This window comes from Pseudomonas sp. NFPP12 (assembly GCF_900103205.1).
In the GTDB taxonomy this organism is placed as follows: Bacteria; Pseudomonadota; Gammaproteobacteria; order Pseudomonadales; family Pseudomonadaceae; genus Aquipseudomonas; species Aquipseudomonas protegens.
The window spans coordinates 1,670,150-1,688,874 of sequence record NZ_FMWW01000001.1; the positions used below are offsets into that span (position 1 = coordinate 1,670,150).

Sequence of the window (18,725 nt, forward strand, 5' to 3'; positions counted from 1 at the left end):
GAGGGCCAGATCCCTTTGGCAATACCGCTCAGGTCAGGGGCGAGTGCCGGCCAATGGGGGCGAAAGCGGCCTATTTTACTGCGTCGACCCGCCGCAGTAAAAGGCCGGCGCAGCAAGGCCGCACCTTGCTGCCTGGTCCGGAGAAGGCCGCCCGCATCCTAGAACTTCGCCTGCATCCCCACCCGCAGCGTGCGCCCCGGTGCCGGCATGAAGCTCTGCGCCAGGGGGTCCAGGTAGTAACGGTCGGTGAGGTTCTGCAGCGACACGTTGAGGCTGGCGTCTTCCTTCAGTTTGTAGTTGAGGAACAGATCGAACAGTGCCACTTCGCGGTAGTTCAGTTGCGGCGTGGTGGCGCCGGTCTGCCAGGGCTTGTCGGCGGTAACCGTGGGGCCGGAGGTGTAGGTGATGCGCGTACCGAGGGTCAGGCTCTGGTCAAAGAAGCGCAGGCCAGTGGTCAGGTTGCCGGCAAAGCGTGGCGGGTTCTGGGTGTTGGTGTAGGAGCCCATGAAGCTGCCCGGGGTGCAGTCCGGGGTGTCGGCGGTTTTCTGGTAGGGATTGCTGGTGGCGCGCAGGGTGGCCGCGAAAGCCGCGTCGCAGGTTTCGGTCTTCAGGTAGTAGGTGGACGACAGGTCGGCAAACACCCGCCCGGCATCGTAGCGGGTCTGCAGTTCCAGGCCGCTGGTTTTGTAGCTGTCGGTGTTGCTGAAGCGCATCAGGCCCCACAGGCCCGGGCTCGGGTCGTAGTAGCGGGTGATGTAGTTCTTGATGGTGTTGTTGAAGTAGGCCAGCTTGAACGCCGCCGAGTCGTCATCCACCAGCAGGCCCTTTTGCAGGGTGCTGGCGCCGATCTCCCAGTTGCTCGAACGCTCGGGCTTGAGGCCCTTGCCGGGCATCGTCTGCTGTACGCCCTGGCTGGTTTCGAACAGCGACGGCATGCGAAAGCCCTGGGTGTACGAGGCATACACGAAGGTGTCCGGCAGCACTTCGATATTGATACCGAAGGCCGGGGCAAAGGCGCCACCGCTGTTGCTGTTCTTGCCGGAGTAGTTGTAGCCGGTGACCACCTCGCCGACCTGGGACGGATAGACCGTGGAGTCGGTGGCGCCAAAGTCGTTGTAGCGCACGCCCTCGAAGGGGAAGTTGGTGTTCTGGAAGACGATGCCGTTGTTCAGGCGCGGGTCGGTGGCGTCGGTGTACTGGCCGTTCTGGTCGGGGAACCACATCATGTTGCCGGAATTGTCGCCGTTGGAAACCCGCAGGTAGCGCAGGTCACGTTCCTCGCGACGCGCCGTGGCCGTGGGCACGTGATCCTTGCTGCGATAGTGGGTGTAGCGCCCGCCGCCCCACAGGGTGAGGCTGTCCACCGGCTTGTACTCCAGCTTGCCGTTGAAACTGAACTCCTGCCGCGAACCTTCGCGCAGCATGCGGTTGGCGTTGATATCGTCCTGGGTGGTGGCCACGCTTTTCTGCGGGCGCAGTTCCTCCAGCTGGAACGAGCTGCCCAGGTCCAGCTTCAAGTCGCCGTAGCCGGTCTCGAAACGCGAGGTATTGGCCAGGCCACCGCCCACCCGGCGATCGGCCTGGCGGCTCCAGTTGCGGTCCGAACGGTAGGCCTGGGATGCCGGCGCCGAGACGGCGGTCAACTGGCTGGTCTGCGCATCGGTCATCCACAGGTCGGCGCTCAGGTCCACCAGCGGGTTGCCTGCAGGCAGGTAGTTGTAGCGCGCGGTGTAGGTGTCGATCTGGGTGTGGCCCAGGGGGTACTGGTAGATGCCGCCAGTGCCGAAACGGAAGATGTCCGAGGGCATGATCTCGCCGATGCGTCCGTCGTAGCGCCGGTAGCCCAGGTCGAAGGTGTGGCCGTCCGCCGGGCGCAGGGTGGTCTTGAGCAGCCAGGATTCGGTCTTCGACGAGGAGTTCAGCACCTCTTCCCCGGCGTTGTAGGTGGTGGCGACGCTGGTCTCTTCATCGCCGTAACGGTCATAGGTGCGGTAGCGATCCTGGCCCTTCTTGCCGGCGAAATAGTTGCCCTGGTTGCGATGGGCGTAGGCCGCCACCACATCGAAGTATTCATGGGAATAGGCGAACGCGGCACTGCCGGCCTCGGCCTCCGAGCCGAACAGCCCGCCGCGGCTCTGATGCGGCTCGGAGTACAGGTCCTGGGTCTTGGAGTGCGGATCGCGGGAGGCCGGGGCCACACCGTTGTTCCAGACATCACCCTTGAGCCGCAGGCCGATATTCTGACCGTCCTTGAGGATGTCGCCGACCCCGAGGGTGCGCATCTTCACCGTGCCGCCTATGGCACTGGAGGTCAGGCTCGGGCCCTTGTCGATGGCGATGTCGCTGATCATGTCCGGGTCGATGTAGCTGCGTTGCTGGGTCCCGGCATAACCGCGATAGACATCCAGCGCCTGCTGCGAACCGTCCACCGTCACCGCCACCCGGCTCTGGCCCTGGATGCCGCGGATGTTCACATCCAGGCCGCCGCCATTGCGGCTGTCACCGACCTGGACCCCGGGCTGGCCCTTGAGCATGTCGCCCACCGACACCACGCCAAAGCGCTGCATGTCGTCGGCAGAGATGTAAACCGATGAACGCGGTGCCCGGTACACCTCTTCCTCGTCAGGATTTTCGCCCTTGACCTTCTGGGTCGGCAGCGACACCGCATCAAGGCGCAGGCGCAAGGCATAGCCGCCGTCGGCCTGGCGCACGTAGCCCAGGCCGGTGCCCGCCAGCAGCTGGTTCAAGCCCGCTTCGGTATTGAAATCCCCTTGCAGGCCCTGGCTGGTCTTGCCCGCCGTGAGCAGCGCACTGCCGGCCATGCTGATGCCCGCCTCGGCGCCAAAGCGCGACAGCACCTGGTCCAGGGGACCGGCGCCGATGCTGTAGTGGCGCTCGCCGGCAGCCAACACCACTTCACTACAGAGCGGCTGCAAACCGAGCAACAGCAGGCCGAAGGTATGGGTACGCAAGACACGAGCAGGGAAAATCATGCAGGGCTCCTAGGGATCGAAACCCACCTGTGCCGGTGGGTAATACCTGAAGGCCAAGCCAGATCGAAAAAACTATCGCGCCGGTGAAAAAAAAGTTTCAGGCCGGCACCACGGTCACCCAGTAACGGGTTCTTCGCTCAATGCGCACCGGCAAGGTATTGGCTACCAGGGCCAGGGCGGCATCGGTGTCGTCCAACTGGAAACTGCCGGTTACGCGCAGGCCCGCCACGGCTTCGCTGCAACGCAAGAAGCCCGGGCGATAGCGCGACAGCTCCGCCAGCAACTGATCCAGGCGCATGCGCTCGGCGGGCAGGATGCCGCGCATCCAGGCCTGGGCCAGAAACGTATCGATGGGGCTTGGCCGCCCTGCTCCCCGGCCATCGACTCGGGTTTGCCAGCCGGCCTGCAACGCCAGCGGTGCTGGGTGCTGCCGTGCGCTCACCTGCACCAGCCCGCGCAACACCGTCACCTGGGTGCCCAGGCGATCGTGACGCACCAGCAGGTTGGCACCACGGCTATAGAGCACCGCATCCGGGGTCGACAGTTGCAGGGATGCAGAGCCCGCCGGGGTGTCCAGGGCCAGTTCGCCCTCGATCAATTGCAGGCTGCGCTGCCGGGCGCTCAGGTCCAGGTTCACCGCACTGGCGGTGTTCAGCCATAGCGAGCCACCGTCGGCCAGGGCCCAATGGCGTCGCTCGCCGACGCCGGTGCGATAACTGGCCAGGGCTGAGCGCACCAGGGTGGAATCCGCCCCCTGCCAGGAAATGCCCCCCAACAGCCCCAGGGCCAGCAGGCACTTGAGCACCTGTCGCCGTCGCTGCGGATCGGCGCCCGCCGCTTGCAATGCCCGGCGCGCCGTGGCATCGGCCAACAGATTGGCCCCTGGCTGCAACATCAGCGGCAGGCTGCTGACCCGCTGCCACGCGTATTCATGCTCGACGCTGGCTTGCCGCCACTGCTGCAGGGCCTGATGGTCCGCGGCGCTCATCAGCCCGGACTGCATCCGCACCAGCCAATCGATGGCGTTGTCCCGCACTCGGGGATCGACCGCAGCGCCACTCATTCAAAACGGCTCGCGTAACAGACACTGAACGCCTTGCCCATGGCCCGCTGCACCTGGGCCACGGTCAGGCCCAACTGCGCAGCGATCTGCGGATAGGTCAGGCCATCGAGCTGGGACAGAAAGAAGATCTGCCGCACCCGCGACGACAACCCCACCAGCAGCGAATCCAGCTGCAACAGGGTCTCGATCATCAGGTGCCGCTCCTCCGGCGAAGGCTCCTCCCCCACCGGCCGCGCCGCCAGGGCTTCCAGATAAGCCCGCTCGATCGCCTGGCGGCGCCAGCGATTGATCAGCAGGCCGTTGGCGATGGTGGCCAGGAACGCCATGGGCTGGCGCAACTCACGCACATCCTCCTGGGAGCGCAGCACCCGGATAAAGGTGTCATGGGCCAGGTCCTCGGCATCGGCACTGTGCCCCAGGCGCCGGTGCAGCCAGCCCCGCAGCCAGCCGTGATGGTTCGCATACAACTGGGCGACGGGCGAAGAGAGGCTGTGGTTGTGCATGGGAGATTCGCATTAATGATAATGCTTCTCATTTTATTGTTTCAGTGCGGGAGTTGTACAGCGGCGAATCAGGATGCCTGTCGATCGATATCACGGCGAAGAACCACCGCCGTGGTGATGTCCTCGACGGACTCATGACTGGCTACGGCATCCCGGACTCGGTTCAGGTCATCAATGGTGCGGGATTCGATCTCGATCACCAGATCGAGCTGGCCACTGACCGAAGAGATGCGTCGCACCTGCGAGTGCTGGGCCAGCATGTCCAGCAGGCTGATGGCCGGCGTGCGTTTCAGGCACACCAGAAACATGGCGCGAATCACGTTGGCGTCGATTTCGCCAATATCCGCCCGGTAGCCCCTGATCACGCCATTGCGCTCAAGGTTGAGGACACGCTCGCTGGTGGCGCTTCTGGACAGCCCGATTCTCGCGGCCAGGGCCTTCAGGGCAATCCGCGCTTCTTTAGACAGAATGTCCAGTATTTCGCGATCTTTCACGTCCAGGTCGCGCATCAAGACTCCTCACTTTGACTACCGAATTTGTGCCGGTCGATTCCGACAATATGCAGGCCAACACCGACCGCATACCTACTGCCGTCAAGGATTTCGCATGCCAAGCTAACTGAAAACAATAACTTGGAAAACCATTACCATGACCAACCTTTCCCATCCCGCCCCGCAGTTCTCGCCCCGCGATGCCGAACAACTGGCCGAGCAGCTTTTCAATGTCGTCGCCACGGCCTCGCCCCTGGATGGCGAGCGCGACTGCAACTACCGGTTGAACACTGCAAGCGATGCGGGATGGATTCTGAAGGTGGTCAATTCGAGTGAACCGCGTGCTGAAAGCGAGCTGCAGACGGCCATCCTCAGCCACCTCGCCAGCTACAACCCCGAGCTTGCCGTGCCGCAGCTGAAGAAGAGCCTTGCCGGTGGCTTCCTCGCCTCGGCCGTGGCGCCCTCCGGTGAAACCCATGCGGTGCGCCTGGTGAGTTGGCTGCACGGCACTCCCCTGGCCGAGGTCAAGCGCACCTTCGCCCTCATGCGCAGCCTGGGCCAATCGTTCGCCGACATGGATCGTGCGTTGCAGGGCTTCATGCATCCCGGTGCGGTGCGCGACCTGGACTGGGACCTGCGGCACGCCGCGCGCTCCAGATCGCGCCTGCATTTCGTCAAGGACCCTGGCCGACGAGCCATTCTGGAGCGCTTCATTTCCGCGTTCGAAAACACCGTGCAACCCAGGCTTGCGCGGTTGCGCACGCAGGTCATTCACAATGACGGCAATGACTGGAACATCCTCGTCGACCCGCAGACTCATCAGCAGGTCTCGGGCATCATCGACTTTGGCGATGCCGTGCATACGGTGCTGATTGCCGAAGTCGCCATCACCTGCGCCTACTCCATTCTCGACATGGAGGACCCCATCGGCGCGGCCGCCGCCCTCACCGCCGGCTTCCACGAGCGCTACCCGCTGCAGCCGCAAGAACTGGACGTGCTGTTCAACCTGATCGCCATGCGCCTGGTCATCAGCGTCACCTTGTCGGCCTCGCGCCACGAGCAGACCCAGGACAATCCTTACCTGGCCATCAGCGAAGCCCCGGCCTGGCGCCTGCTGGAAAAAATGGACCGCATGAACCCGCGCCTGGCGACGGCGATCCTGCGCAAGGCCTGCGGCTATGACGCGATAGAAGGTGCCGGGGCGGTTCGCCGCTGGGTGGATGAAAACCGCCACGCCTTCGCGGACATCGTGCATCCGGCGGCGGCGACCCTGAACAAGGCCATTGTGCCGTTCGCCGATGCCGCCCATGTGCTGACGGTCGCCTCCGCCGAGCAGCGTCCGGCAGAGGCGGCGAAATGGTGGAACGATTTTGCGGCTGAACATCAAGTGCCACTGGGCATCGGCCCCTGGGGCGAAGAACGGACCATCTACACCGATGCGGCATTTGAATCGCGCTTCATTGCAGGGCAACGTCGGATCATTCACCTGGGCGTCGACTTGATCATGCCGGCCGGAACGCCGCTGTACACACCGCTTGCCGGCGTAGTGCGCAGCGTCGAGGTCGAGCGTGAACCGCTGGGCTATGGCGGCTTGATCATGCTTGAGCATTCGCCTGAGGGCTGCCCGCCGTTCCTGACCCTGTGGGGGCACATGGCCCACGAAGCGCTGACCCGCCTCAAGCCCGGGGACCGTCTTGAGGCGGGTGCCCTGGTGGGCCACATGGGCGAGGACACGGAAAACGGCGGCTGGCTGCCCCATGTGCACTTCCAGATGTCCACCGATACCCAGCTGCAAGCGAGCGAGTTCATCGGCGTCGGTGAGCGCGCCTACCTTGAGGTGTGGGCCGACCTGTTCCCGGATGCATCGACCCTGGCCGGAATCCCTGCGGAAACCTACAACCAGGAAGGCAGAAGCAAAGCAGAGATCGTGGCCAAGCGTAAACAACTGCTGCTGCCCAACTTGTCGATTTCCTACTCGGACCCGATCAAGTTCGTACGCGGTGATGGGGTCTGGTTGATAGACAACTTTGGCCGGGCCTACCTGGACTGCTTCAACAACGTCTGCCACCTGGGCCACTCCCATCCCGACGTGGTGCAGGCCCTGGCGCGCCAGGCTTCACGCCTGAACACCAACACCCGCTACCTGCACGACAACATCGTGGAGTACGCCGAGCGGCTCACCGCGACCTTGCCCGAAGGCCTGGCGGTGGCCTCCTTCGGCTGTTCGGGCAGCGAAGCCAATAGCCTGATGCTGCGCATGGCGCGCAATCACACCGGGCGCAACGATGCCATCGTGCTGGACTGGGCCTACCACGGCACCACCCAGGAGCTGATCGACCTCAGCCCCTACAAGTACAAGCGCAAGGCCGGCAAAGGCCGTGCAGAACACGTATTCGAGGCGGCGGTGCCGGATACCTACCGCGCTGCGGATCACTGGCCGTTCGAGGAGCTGGGCAAGCGTTTCGCGCAAAGTGTCGCCGAGCAGATCGATAGCATGCGCAAGCAGGGCCGGGCCCCGGCGTTCTTTCTCGCGGAGTCCATTCCCAGCGTCGCCGGGCAACTGTTTTTCCCGGAAAACTACTTGCAGGAAGTCTATGCAATGGTGCGTGCCGAGGGCGGCCTGTGCCTGGCCGATGAAGTCCAGGTCGGCTTTGGTCGAGTGGGCAGCCACTGGTGGGCCTTTGAAACCCAGGGCGTGGTGCCCGATGCGGTGTCCATGGGCAAACCCATTGGCAACGGGCACCCGATGTCGGCAGTGGTGACCACCCGCGAGATCGCCGACAGCTTCAACAATGGCATGGAGTACTTCAACACCTTCGCCGGCAACCCGGTTTCCTGTGCCGTGGGGCTCAGCGTTCTCGATGTGATTGAACGCGACAACCTGAAACTCAACGCACTGACGGTGGGCAACTACTTGCTCGATGGCTTTCGCACGCTGCAGCAGCGCTACGATGCCATTGGCGACGTACGCGGCCTGGGGCTGTTCCTCGGGATTGAACTGGTCACCGATCGCCAGAGCAAGGCTCCGGCTACGCAACTGGCCAGGAAGGTCGCCGATGGTGCCCGGGAGCGCGGCATTCTGATCGGCACCGAAGGCCCCTACGACAACGTACTGAAAATGCGCCCCTCGATGATTTTCAGCCAGAAGAACGCCGACTTCCTGCTTGAGGTCCTGGACGAAAGCTTCAAGGCGGCACTGCGCTAGAGCATCAGGATCGAGGCCGCAGCGCCCCAAACCGGGCTGGCCGACATAGTGTCGGCCAACTCCGGCAATGTGTCCGGCACGCGGACACCTTGCCGGGTGCTTTGCGCAATGACCTGTGCAAAGCTTTTCCCGAGGCCAGGGTGAAGAGCCCACAACAAAAAATAATAATTCTTCAAAGGTGCCATCCCATGCTAACCAGAACGCTCAAGGGTCTGCTTGCCGCATCCACCGTCGCCGCCGCGGCGCTCCTCTGCCCCGCAGCCGCTCAGGCTGATGACTTGCAATCGATCCGGGAATCCAGAGAAATCCGCATCGCCATGAGCGGGCAATACTCGCCCTTCAGCTTTGCCAACGAGCAGAACCAGATCGTCGGCTTCGACGCCTCCATCAGCGAAGCCCTGGCCCAGCGGCTTGGGGTGAAGGTCAGCATTGTCACCACGCCCTTCGACGGGATCATTGCCGGGCTCCTGGCCAAAAAATACGACGCCATCATCGCCTCCATGACCATCACCCCTGAACGCCTGAGGGCCGTGGATTTCGTCGGCCCCTACTACCACGCCGGCCGCACCATCGTGGTGAAGGAGGACTCGCCGATCAACAGCCTGGCTGACCTGAAGGATGTGACGGTGGGCGTCACCCTCGGCGATGCCCACGACAAATGGGCCAGGGCGCGCGGCAACCTGAAGGTCAAGACCTACAAAGGGCTTCCCGAGATGCTGGTCGACCTGGAAGCCGGGCGCCTCGACGCGCTGGTGATGGACAGCGTTCCGGTACTGGTGGCCGTCAAGGAAACCGGGCAGAAAGTGCGCATCATCACGCCACCCGACAGTGACGGTGGGGTTGAAGGCATGGGCATTGCGCTGCGCAAGAACAACCCCGAGCTCAAGGCGGCGATGCAGCAGGCACTGAACGACATGCTCGCCGATGGCAGCTACGAAAAGATCTCGATGAAGTGGATCGGCAAGGACATTCGCTGACTCCTCTTCAGCCTGGCTCGACCTGGGGTCGGGCCGGTCAACCTGACCTTTTCGAGCCTGCCCATGGATCTGACACTCATACAGCGCACCCTGCCGTTTTTTCTGGAGGCGGCCTGGGTCACGGTGCACGTTTCGCTACTGGCACTGCTGCTGGGCCTGCTGGTCGCCATCGTGCTGGTGGCGGCCCGGCTGTCCGGCTTTTTCCTGCTTCGCTGCCTGGCCAGGGTCTACATCAGCGTTTTTCGCGGCACGCCCTGCCTGGTCCAACTCTTCCTCCTCTACTTTGGCGGCCCGCAGATCGGCCTTGAGCTGGAGCCGTTTTCCGCTGGCGTCATCGGCCTGGGCCTGAACATCGCGGCCTATATGGCCGAATCCATTCGCGGCGCCATCAGCAACGTCGATCCCGGCCAGGTCGAAGCGGCCCGCTCAATCGGTTTCGGCAAGGGCCAGACCCTGTGGCTGATCACCCTGCCGCAAACCGCCAAGCTGATGATCAGGCCACTGGGGGTCAATGCGGTCGCGCTGTTCAAGGGCTCGGCCCTGGTGTCGACCATCTCGGTGGTGGAACTCTCCTATACAGCGCAGCGCTTTATCAGCTCCACCTACAAGCCATTCGAGATCTTCATGGTGTCGGCCATTTTGTATATCGCCATGGTCTATACGGTCAGATTGCTGGTTGACCACCTCGACAAACGCTTCGCGGCAAAGTGAGACGCGTCAATGCAAAGCCTCGATCTCAGTATCCTCACCCCCTATTCCGAGCTGCTGGCAACCGGACTCTGGTGGACCATCGTCTTGTTCCTCTGCTCCAGCGTATTGAGCCTGATGGCGGGCATAGCCTTCGCCCTTATCGTGCTCTACACCCCCAAACTGGTATCCCTTCCCATACGCTTCATGACCTGGCTGCTGATGGGCACGCCCCTGCTGCTTCAGCTGTACCTGATCTATTACGGCCTGGTGCAAGTGGGGATCGATATCCCGGCATTGATGGCTGGCATCATCGGCCTGAGCCTGCACTTCGCCGTCTACAACGCCGACGTCATTCGTGCCGGGGTCCTGTCGGTCGATCCGGGGCAGATTGAAGGCGCGCGCTCCATTGGCCTGAGCCGCAGCCAGGCTCAGCGCTACGTGATTGTGCCGCAAGCCCTGCGCAGTACCCTGGCGCCCCTGGGCAACAACCTGATCGTGCTGCTCAAGGACACCTCCCTGGTGTCGATCATCGGCATTGCCGAACTGGTCTACAGCGCCCAGCGCGCCGTGAGCGAGACCTACAGCCCGTTCGAGTTCTATCTGGCCGTCGCGGTGATTTATTACGCGGTCAATCTTGTCCTGGAAGCCGGCCTGCACCTTCTTGAAACCAAGGTAGAGATGTCACGATGACCACCGAAAAGCTCATGGTTGAAGTCAAGGGCGCGCGCAAGGCGTATGGCGCACTTGAAGTGCTCAAAGGCATCGATCTGTCTGTCTCGCGCGGGCAGATCATCGCCATCATCGGCCCCAGTGGTTCGGGCAAAAGCACCCTGCTGCGCTCGATCAACCACCTGGAAGTGCTGAACGAGGGGGAGATCTGGCTGGAAGGCGAACACGTCAACCGGCCCTTGAAAGGTCGAGCCTTCGAACAGCACATCAACAGCGTGCGCCAGCAGATGGGCATGGTGTTCCAGCACTTCAACCTGTTCCCGCACCTGACCGTGCATGAAAACATCGCCCTCGGCCCGATCAAGCTCAAAGGGCTGACCCGGCCAGCCGCTCGCGAGCTGGCCATGGAGTACCTGTCGAAAGTCGGCCTGGCCAACAAGTTCGACGAGTACCCTTCTCGCCTGTCCGGCGGGCAGAAACAGCGCGTGGCCATTGCCAGGGCCCTGGCGATGCGCCCCAAGGTCATGCTGTTCGATGAAGCCACCTCGGCGCTGGACCCCGAGCTGGTGGAAGAGGTCAACCAGGTCATGAAGCAACTCGCCGCCGAACACATGACCATGTTGATCGTCACCCATGAAATGCGCTTTGCCGGCGAAGTGGCGGACCGGATCATCTTCATGGACGGTGGCGTGGTGGTCGAGGAAGGCGCGCCACAAGAGATCCTGCAAAACCCCACTCACGAACGAACCCGGTCGTTCCTGAAAAAGCATTTGCACGCATAGAGAGGTGGCGCTTATCCCTGTCGGAGATTGTCCTGCACCCAGTCGGTGGGGTTCAAACTGGCGCAGATGAACGAGTTGCTGGCCGCCAGGCACCATCAGGCCTCGACGCCCTGGCCCAGGCCAATCAGGGCATCGAGGCCCAGCGCCTGGAGTGGCAAGTCGGACCGATACCGGGCTCTTGGCGCTACAGCCCGCGAGCGTAGAAATGCGGGTTGTCCAGACCCGCCTTGCCATAACGCAGCACATCGCCGGCCAAGGTGCAGATCTCTCCACCGGCGGCCAGCAGCACCGCATGACCCGCGGCGATATCCCACTCCATGGTGCGTCCCAGGCGTGGATAAAGGTCTGCCTCGCCGGCGGCCACCAGGCAAATCTTCAGGGATGAGCCGGCATTTTTCAGTGAGCGTACTTTGCGTCGCTCGAGAAATTTTTCCAGCGCCTCGGCATCGCCATGGGAGCGGCTGGCGACAATGTCCAGGCCGTCTTCCGAGACAGCCCGGCATTCGATAGGTTGACGCCGCCCGGCCTGTTCGACAAAGGCGCCGCACCCCCTCCCCCCGGCGAACAATCGCTCCAACGCAGGCGCCAAAACCACGCCCAGCACCGGCTCGCCATTGTCGATCAGCGCGATATTGACGGTGAACTCGCCGTTGCGATGAATGAATTCCCGGGTCCCGTCGAGTGGGTCCACCAGCCAGAAACGTTGACCGATTTCAGGCACCTGGCCGGCCGTGGCGGCCTCTTCGGAGATCACCGGAATGTGCGGTGTAAGCGCTGCCAGCGCCCGCAGAATCAAGGCTTCGGCGCGCTCATCGGCCTCGGTCACCGGGGAAGCATCGAGCTTGCCGCGCACCTCGAAATCCGAGCGATACACCTGCATCACCAGCTCGCCCGCTTCGCGAGCAATGTCGATGACATCTTCGAGCAGGACGGTCATTGACGCGTTCATGGGAGTGCTCCTGTTTTTACTCTACGTATGGTCCGTTCGGCCTATGCGCCGCTTTTCGAATCAGGGAACAGTACAGACGTCCGCTTCATCGCCACTCAGCAAATGGATGTTTGACAGGAGTTCCCGTGTCCCGCGGCAATCAGTTGTCCGTTCTCCAGATCAACCGCCTGCGCCTGCGTGCCGTGCAACTGCGCATTGCCGGCAGTACGCTCAAGGTCATCCGTCAGGACACCGGCCTGTCTTCACCGACCATCATCGCCGCTTACAAGGCGTGGCAGGCCGGCGGCTGGGATGCCGTGCCCGTGCGTAAGCGCGGGCGCAAGGAGGGCGAAGGCCGGAGCCTTTCGGCGGAGCAGGAGAAAAGCATCTACCGGCTGTTGGTCAGCACGCCGCCGGAACGCCACGACTTGCCGTGCCTGCTGTGGCAACTGGAGGCCACGCAGGCGCTGGTAAGGCGCCTGCACGGGATCGATCTGCCAGACCGAACCACCGCCCATTACCTGCAACGCTGGCAGTTGAATGCCGAGCGTCCGGCCAAACGTGTCGCCAATGCCCCGGCAGCGGTGCAGCGCTGGTACCGCGACACTTACCGCCACATCCTCGATCAGGCCCGCGCGCAGAACGGCGAGATCTACTGGATCGACGACTACGGTGCACGCAACGACCCGGGCAAACTCCGTCATGGCCTGCTGCGAGCGGTGAGCAATCGCGGCAAGGTGCTCTGGCTGCCCTATGAGGGCAAGCTACGCGCCCCCCATCTGGAAGAGTTCTTCGACCGCCTCTACCGCAGCGCCAAGCGCAAGGTCTTCGCCCTGCTCTCGGGCATGCACTGGCAGCGTGCCGCGACCTTCATCAGCTGGGCCGGCGAACGCAACGAATGCTTTCATCTGTTCCATCTGCCTGAAGCCAACGACATGCTCAAGGGCGCCCGCGAGCTGGCAGCCCACGTCAACCGGCAGGCCGCGCGCGGTGCTCTGGCCCTCCCGACCGCCGCCCCACTCGCCCGCCCCAGCGACCCCATGCTGCAGATGTTGCGCCTGATGTTAAAACATCAAGTCGCGCATAAGTCCGAACCGCGCCAGTTGTACGTTGATAAACGACAACAACAAAAAGCGAAGGACACCTCCATGACGCTTACCCACTTACAGAGGCTGGAAGCCGAAAGCATCCAGGCGATGCGTGAAGTCGTCGCCGAATCCGACAACCCGGTGATGCTTTACTCCGTCGGCAAGGACAGCGCGGTCATGCTGCACCTGGCGATGAAAGCCTTCTACCCGGCCAGGCCGCCCTTCCCTTTGTTGCATGTGGACACCACCTGGAAGTTCCAGGAGATGTATCGCTTCCGCGATCAGATGGTGGCCAAACTCAAGGTCGAGCTGATGACCCACATTAACCCCGAGGGCATTGAAATGGGGATCAGCCCGTTCAAGCACGGGTCACAGATCCACACCGACATCATGAAGACCGAAGGTCTGAAACAGGCACTGGACCATTACGGCTTCGACGCGGCCTTTGGCGGCGCCCGCCGTGACGAGGAGAAATCCCGGGCCAAGGAGCGGATCTTTTCCTTCCGCTCCGACCAGCATCGCTGGGACCCGAAGAACCAGCGCCCGGAACTCTGGCACCTGTACAACACGCGCAAGCACAAAGGCGAGTCGATCCGCGTGTTCCCACTGTCCAACTGGACCGAGCTGGACATCTGGCAGTACATCCACCTGGAAAACATTCCGATCGTGCCCCTGTACTTCGCCGCGCCGCGCCCGGTGGTCGAGCGCGACGGCATGCTGATCATGGTCGACGACGAGCGCATGCCGCTCAACCCCGGCGAAGTGCCGATGATCCGCAACGTGCGCTTCCGTACCCTGGGCTGCTACCCCCTCACCGGCGCCGTCGAGTCCGATGCCGACACCCTGCCCAAGATCATTCAGGAAATGCTGCTGACCCGCACATCCGAGCGTCAGGGGCGAATGATCGACCACGACGCGTCTGCATCGATGGAGAAGAAAAAACAAGAGGGGTATTTCTGATGGCACATGTATCCGAGCTGATCGCCGAGGATATCGAGCAGTACCTCAAGGCCCACGAGCACAAGAGCCTGCTGCGTTTCATCACCTGCGGCAGTGTCGACGATGGCAAGAGCACGCTGATCGGGCGCCTGCTCTTTGATTCGAAGATGCTGTTCGAAGACCAGATGGAAGCCCTGGAAGCCGACTCGAAAAAAGACGGCACCCAGGGTGGCGAACTGGACTTCGCCCTGTTGGTGGATGGCCTGGCCGCCGAACGCGAACAAGGCATCACCATCGACGTGGCCTATCGTTTCTTCTCCACCGGGCGACGCAAATTCATTGTCGCCGACACCCCTGGCCATGAGCAGTACACCCGCAACATGGTGACCGGCGCCTCCACCGCCGATGTCGCCGTGGTGATGATCGATGCCCGGCGCGGCGTGCTGACCCAGTCCCGGCGCCACAGCTTTCTGGCCTCGCTGATCGGCATTCGCAAAGTGGTGCTGGCCGTCAACAAGATGGACTTGATGGACTACTCGGAGAAAGTCTTCAACAGCATCGTCGATGACTATCGCGCCTTCGCCAGGCAGATCGATCTGCAGGACTTCACCGCGATTCCGATGTCGGCGCTGCGCGGTGACAACATCACCGAAAAGAGTGAGCACATGCCGTGGTACCGCGGCACCACGTTGATGGGCTTCCTGGAAACCGTCGAGATCGACGAGGCGCGCCAACAGAAGCTGGCCTTCCGCATGCCGGTGCAGTGGGTCAACCGGCCCAATCTGGATTTCCGGGGTTTCACCGGGACCATCGCCAGCGGCGTGATTCGTCCCGGCGACCGCGTGCGTGTGTTGCCGGGCGGACAACAGAGCCATATCTCGCGCATCGTCACCCTCGACGGTGACTTGCAACAAGCCGTGGCCGGACAGTCGATCACCCTGACCCTGAGCGACGAAGTCGATTGCAGCCGCGGCGATGTGCTATCGAGCGCCGAAGATCCGACCAGCGTCGCCGACCAGTTCCAGGTCAGCCTGATCTGGATGCACGAGCAGCCCATGCTCGCCGGTCGGCCCTACCTGATGAAGATCGGTGGCAAGACGTTGCCGGTGACCTTGTCGGCGCCCAAGTACAAGGTCAACGTCAACACCATGGAGCACTTGGCTGCCAAGGAACTGGCGCTGAACGAAATCGGCGTGTGCAACCTGTTCACCAGCCAGCCGATCGCTTTCGATGCCTACAAGGACAACCGCGAGACCGGCAGTTTCATCCTCATCAACCGCCTGACCAATGCCACCGTAGGCGCGGGCCTGATCGAGTTCTCTCTGCGCCGCTCGCAGAACATCCACATGCAGCACGTGGACGTGAACAAGAAATCCCGCGCCGAACAGTTGGGCCAGCAACCGGTGCTGCTGTGGTTCACCGGCTTGTCCGGCGCCGGCAAGTCGGCCATCGCCAACCTGTTGGAAACCCGTCTCTATGCTCGCGGTCGCAGCACTTATCTGCTCGACGGCGACAACGTGCGTCACGGGCTCAATCGCGACCTGGGCTTCACCGATGCCGATCGTGTGGAAAACATCCGCCGGGTGGCCGAGGTCTCGAAGCTGTTGGTCGACGCCGGGCTGATCGTGTTGACCGCGTTCATTTCGCCATTTCGTTCCGAGCGCGAAATGGCGCGCGGCCTGCTGCAGGAGGGCGAGTTCATCGAGATCTTCGTCGACACGCCGTTGTCGGTGGCCGAGGAGCGCGACCCGAAGGGCCTGTACAAGAAAGTCCGCCGTGGCGAACTGAAGAACTTCACCGGCATCGACTCACCCTACGAAGTGCCGGATAAGCCGGACATCCATATCGAGACCTGCACGCTGACGCCGGAGAAGGCCGTGGATCGCATCATCAGGGTACTGACCGAGCGCGGCATCATCGCTGAGCAATAGCCATGGCGCCCGGCTCGCCGGGCGTTTAACGATCGCCTCGGGTACTCCCACAGAGCCCGGGACGAGTAAAGCCGAGCCCCTGTCGGGGGCCGATGAATCCGTCGCGAGCGCCCTGCGAGGGCGCCCACGGTCCGGGTTCCACCTGCTCAAGAGAGTCTAACAATGACCATCAGCTCGATTGACGAACAACACCTGCTAACTGGCCAGACCTGGGCCACCTTCTGCGACCATCTCAAGCGTTGCGGCGAACAGATCCTGCGCCCTGAAGCGCCCGCCGATGCGGCTACCCGCGCCGAAGGTTTCCGCTACCTCACTCGCCTGCTGCGTATCGGCCTGGAAATGCACATCGAGTTTGCCGACCCGGCGTTCCCGAGTTTCTTCAAGACCTCCCACGAGACCGCGAAGATCGGCGCCGACAACCCCGATAATCTCTACGAATATTCGCGCCTGGACGGCACGCTGGAATACCGCATCAAGGGTCAGCGCGGCAGTGTCGCCTACCTGAGCTTCGGTACCCAGAAAGGCGGTTATGAAACCGATGGCACCCTGATCCAGACCGGTTTCATCGACGCCAGCCAGCTAGAGATCGATGCCCAGGGGCACTTCGAAATCATCCTCAGCCGTGAGCCACAACCGGGTAACTGGCTAAAAATGGAAGACGCCAGCAACGCGCTGATCGTGCGCCAGACTTTTCTCGACCGCCGCAGCGAAGTGCCGGCCAAACTGAGCGTCGAGCGCATCGGCAGCGATGCCAAGCCGCAAGCCCTCGACCCGGCGACCTTCCAGCAAGGCCTGGCGCGGGTCTCCAGTTTCGTCGAGAACACCGCCCGGTTGTTCGCCGACTGGAGCCAAAGCTACCTGCCGCACAGCAATCAATTGCCACCGGCCAACCAGGCGCTGTGTCAGTCCGTGGGCGGTGACCCGAACATTTTCTACTACCACTCGCATTGGGCGCTGGCCGAGGACCAGGCATTGGTCATCCACATCGACAAGGTTCCGGAGTGCGACTTCTGGAACTTGCAGATCAACAACTACTGGATGGAGTCGCTGGACTACCGCTACCACCAGATTTGCCTCAACAAGCACCAGGCGCAACACGACGCTGACGGCGGCGTGACCCTGGTCCTGAGCGAGCAAGACCCGGGGGTGAACAACTGGCTGCAAACCGCCGGCATCCGCCAGGGCACCCTGTGCCTGCGCTGGGTCGGCGCCCAAGAGCAATGCCATCCAACCACCCAGGTAGTCAACCTGGCGGACGTCACGGAGGCCCTATGAACGCGCATTCGCCGATTGAAGAGTTGAGCGTCGACAACCTGCTGAGCACCGCCAGCGCCCGCACCCATGGCCTGCGCAATTTTGGCGAGGACAACTATCGCGAGTCGTTGCAGGTGCTGCTCGATGCCCTGGCCAGTGAAGCCGAGCTGTCACAGGCCGGCCAGTATCTGCTCCAGGAAAGACTGGTGGGGCAACTGGTCAACCGTTTGCTGATCGAGGATTACCTGAGCCGCTATCCGCAAATCACCCAGATACCGATCGACGATCCGCTGGTCATCGTCGGCCTGCCGCGCACCGGCACCACCCTGCTGCAACGCACCCTGGCGGTTGATCGGCGCTTCTATTCGGCGGCCTGGTGGGAGACCCGTTTTCCGGCCCCCCTGGCGGACGAAACCCTGGCGGAGCCGGCCACCCGCATCGCCCGGGCCAAGGCCGAGGTCGAGCTGATGGCTCGGGTTATTCCCCAGATTCTCGCCATCCACCCGCTGGACGCGATGCTCTGCGACGAAGAGTTCATGCTCATGGAACACTCGTTCATGTGCGCCATGGACGCCTACGTCAACGTGCCCAGCTATACCCGTTGGCTGGATCGCCAGGATCAGCGACCGGTCTACACCCAGTTGAAAAAAATGCTGCAGTTTCTGCAGTGGCAAAAAGAACAGCGCGGCGAACCCGCCGGTCAACGCTGGCTGCTCAAGGCCCCGCAACACCTGCACACTCTGGACCTGCTGCTGGATGTCTTCCCGGACGCGCAGGTGATCCTGACCCACCGCGAACCGGCGCAGACAATTCCCTCGATGGCCAGCATGGCGTACACCTTGTGGCAGATGTACAGCGACAACCCGGACCCGAAGAACGCTGGCGACCAGTGGAACAGCCGCATGGCGCGGGGCATCCGTCACACCATGCAGGTTCGCGAGCAACATGCGGCCGAGCGCTTCCTCGATATCAACTTCGCCGACACCGTGAACCAGCCGATGCAGGTTCTGGAGCGGATCTACGCCTTCGCCAACCTGCCGTTCACCGACAAGGCGCGCACCGACGCACAGGCCTGGCTATCGCAGAACCGACGGGAAAAGCGCGCCAGCCACGACTACAGCCTGGAACGTTTCGGTCTGAATGAAGCACAGATGACCGAGGACTATCAGGCATATCGCGCCCGTCATTTGAACGCCAACCACTGACCTCGCC

Annotated in this window: 14 protein-coding genes; 9 read left to right on the plus strand and 5 right to left on the minus strand. The window is 62.6% G+C overall.

The genetic code is table 11. The features are described from left to right. Positions 1 to 158: 158 nt before the first annotated feature. The 4 genes from BLS75_RS07300 to BLS75_RS07315 all read right to left on the minus strand — a co-directional run bounded on the left by BLS75_RS07300 (position 159) and on the right by BLS75_RS07315 (position 5,068). Positions 159 to 2,993: a TonB-dependent receptor gene (locus tag BLS75_RS07300; protein WP_072452399.1), complete on the minus strand. Its 2,835-nt coding sequence runs from the start codon at positions 2,991 to 2,993 to the stop codon at positions 159 to 161. 97 nt (positions 2,994 to 3,090) lie between these two features. After that, entirely contained in the window at positions 3,091 to 4,056 is a 966-nt protein-coding gene (locus BLS75_RS07305) for a FecR domain-containing protein (protein ID WP_053157719.1), read from the minus strand. Continuing rightward, complete coding sequence (locus tag BLS75_RS07310) at positions 4,053 to 4,559, minus strand: sigma-70 family RNA polymerase sigma factor (RefSeq protein ID WP_011060663.1); 507 nt, start codon at positions 4,557 to 4,559, stop codon at positions 4,053 to 4,055. The genes BLS75_RS07305 and BLS75_RS07310 overlap by 4 nt, the downstream gene beginning before the upstream one ends. A 68-nt stretch (positions 4,560 to 4,627) precedes the next feature. Beyond that, entirely contained in the window at positions 4,628 to 5,068 is a 441-nt protein-coding gene (locus tag BLS75_RS07315) for an Lrp/AsnC family transcriptional regulator (RefSeq protein WP_072452400.1), read from the minus strand. Positions 5,069 to 5,207: 139 nt separating this feature from the next. Between BLS75_RS07315 and BLS75_RS07320 the strand changes: the two genes are divergently transcribed. From BLS75_RS07320 to BLS75_RS07345, 5 genes are all read left to right on the plus strand, one after another. Then, positions 5,208 to 8,255, plus strand: a complete 3,048-nt coding sequence (locus BLS75_RS07320; RefSeq protein WP_072452401.1) for an aminotransferase class III-fold pyridoxal phosphate-dependent enzyme — start codon at positions 5,208 to 5,210, stop codon at positions 8,253 to 8,255. A gap of 188 nt (positions 8,256 to 8,443) precedes the next feature. Further along, positions 8,444 to 9,232 carry an ABC transporter substrate-binding protein gene (locus tag BLS75_RS07330; protein WP_011060660.1) on the plus strand — a complete coding sequence of 263 codons (789 nt, stop codon included), beginning with the start codon at positions 8,444 to 8,446 and terminating at the stop codon, positions 9,230 to 9,232. Positions 9,233 to 9,295: 63 nt separating this feature from the next. Further along, positions 9,296 to 9,943, plus strand: a complete 648-nt coding sequence (locus tag BLS75_RS07335) for an amino acid ABC transporter permease (RefSeq protein WP_072452402.1) — start codon at positions 9,296 to 9,298, stop codon at positions 9,941 to 9,943. A 9-nt stretch (positions 9,944 to 9,952) separates the two neighbouring features. Beyond that, the gene (locus BLS75_RS07340) at positions 9,953 to 10,612 is read left to right on the plus strand and encodes an amino acid ABC transporter permease (protein ID WP_011060658.1); all 660 of its coding nucleotides are present in this window, start codon (positions 9,953 to 9,955) and stop codon (positions 10,610 to 10,612) included. Beyond that, on the plus strand, positions 10,609 to 11,373 hold the full coding sequence (locus BLS75_RS07345) for an amino acid ABC transporter ATP-binding protein (RefSeq protein WP_047285775.1): 765 nt from the start codon (positions 10,609 to 10,611) through the stop codon (positions 11,371 to 11,373). The genes BLS75_RS07340 and BLS75_RS07345 overlap by 4 nt, the downstream gene beginning before the upstream one ends. A 184-nt stretch (positions 11,374 to 11,557) precedes the next feature. On the opposite strand, the gene cysQ is transcribed toward BLS75_RS07345, so the two are convergent. Continuing rightward, complete coding sequence (gene cysQ / locus BLS75_RS07350) at positions 11,558 to 12,322, minus strand: 3'(2'),5'-bisphosphate nucleotidase CysQ (RefSeq protein ID WP_204378518.1); 765 nt, start codon at positions 12,320 to 12,322, stop codon at positions 11,558 to 11,560. Between the two features lie 1,040 nt (positions 12,323 to 13,362). Between cysQ and cysD the strand changes: the two genes are divergently transcribed. The 4 genes from cysD to BLS75_RS07370 all read left to right on the plus strand — a co-directional run bounded on the left by cysD (position 13,363) and on the right by BLS75_RS07370 (position 18,718). After that, positions 13,363 to 14,349: a sulfate adenylyltransferase subunit CysD gene (gene cysD / locus BLS75_RS32500; RefSeq protein WP_204378520.1), complete on the plus strand. Its 987-nt coding sequence runs from the start codon at positions 13,363 to 13,365 to the stop codon at positions 14,347 to 14,349. Continuing rightward, positions 14,349 to 16,259 carry a sulfate adenylyltransferase subunit CysN gene (gene cysN, locus BLS75_RS07360; RefSeq protein WP_072452405.1) on the plus strand — a complete coding sequence of 637 codons (1,911 nt, stop codon included), beginning with the start codon at positions 14,349 to 14,351 and terminating at the stop codon, positions 16,257 to 16,259. The genes cysD and cysN overlap by 1 nt, the downstream gene beginning before the upstream one ends. Before the next feature lie 162 nt (positions 16,260 to 16,421). Continuing rightward, entirely contained in the window at positions 16,422 to 17,534 is a 1,113-nt protein-coding gene (locus BLS75_RS07365) for a DUF1214 domain-containing protein (protein WP_072452406.1), read from the plus strand. Continuing rightward, the gene (locus BLS75_RS07370; RefSeq protein WP_072452407.1) at positions 17,531 to 18,718 is read left to right on the plus strand and encodes a sulfotransferase family protein; all 1,188 of its coding nucleotides are present in this window, start codon (positions 17,531 to 17,533) and stop codon (positions 18,716 to 18,718) included. Before BLS75_RS07365 ends, BLS75_RS07370 begins: the two co-directional genes overlap by 4 nt. The last annotated feature ends 7 nt before the right edge of the window (positions 18,719 to 18,725 follow it).

Bases quoted from the DNA above. Each gene is read 5' to 3' on its own strand.
- BLS75_RS07300 (WP_072452399.1), bottom strand. From the start codon at position 2,993: ATGATTTTCCCTGCTCGTGTCTTGCGTACCCATACCTTCGGCCTGCTG.
- cysD (WP_204378520.1), top strand. From the start codon at position 13,363: ATGTTAAAACATCAAGTCGCGCATAAGTCCGAACCGCGCCAGTTGTAC.
- cysN (WP_072452405.1), top strand. From the start codon at position 14,349: ATGGCACATGTATCCGAGCTGATCGCCGAGGATATCGAGCAGTACCTC.
- BLS75_RS07340 (WP_011060658.1), top strand. From the start codon at position 9,953: ATGCAAAGCCTCGATCTCAGTATCCTCACCCCCTATTCCGAGCTGCTG.
- cysQ (WP_204378518.1), bottom strand. From the start codon at position 12,322: ATGAACGCGTCAATGACCGTCCTGCTCGAAGATGTCATCGACATTGCT.
- BLS75_RS07345 (WP_047285775.1), top strand. From the start codon at position 10,609: ATGACCACCGAAAAGCTCATGGTTGAAGTCAAGGGCGCGCGCAAGGCG.
- BLS75_RS07305 (WP_053157719.1), bottom strand. From the start codon at position 4,056: ATGAGTGGCGCTGCGGTCGATCCCCGAGTGCGGGACAACGCCATCGAT.
- BLS75_RS07320 (WP_072452401.1), top strand. From the start codon at position 5,208: ATGACCAACCTTTCCCATCCCGCCCCGCAGTTCTCGCCCCGCGATGCC.
- BLS75_RS07315 (WP_072452400.1), bottom strand. From the start codon at position 5,068: ATGCGCGACCTGGACGTGAAAGATCGCGAAATACTGGACATTCTGTCT.
- BLS75_RS07310 (WP_011060663.1), bottom strand. From the start codon at position 4,559: ATGCACAACCACAGCCTCTCTTCGCCCGTCGCCCAGTTGTATGCGAAC.
- BLS75_RS07330 (WP_011060660.1), top strand. From the start codon at position 8,444: ATGCTAACCAGAACGCTCAAGGGTCTGCTTGCCGCATCCACCGTCGCC.
- BLS75_RS07335 (WP_072452402.1), top strand. From the start codon at position 9,296: ATGGATCTGACACTCATACAGCGCACCCTGCCGTTTTTTCTGGAGGCG.
- BLS75_RS07365 (WP_072452406.1), top strand. From the start codon at position 16,422: ATGACCATCAGCTCGATTGACGAACAACACCTGCTAACTGGCCAGACC.
- BLS75_RS07370 (WP_072452407.1), top strand. From the start codon at position 17,531: ATGAACGCGCATTCGCCGATTGAAGAGTTGAGCGTCGACAACCTGCTG.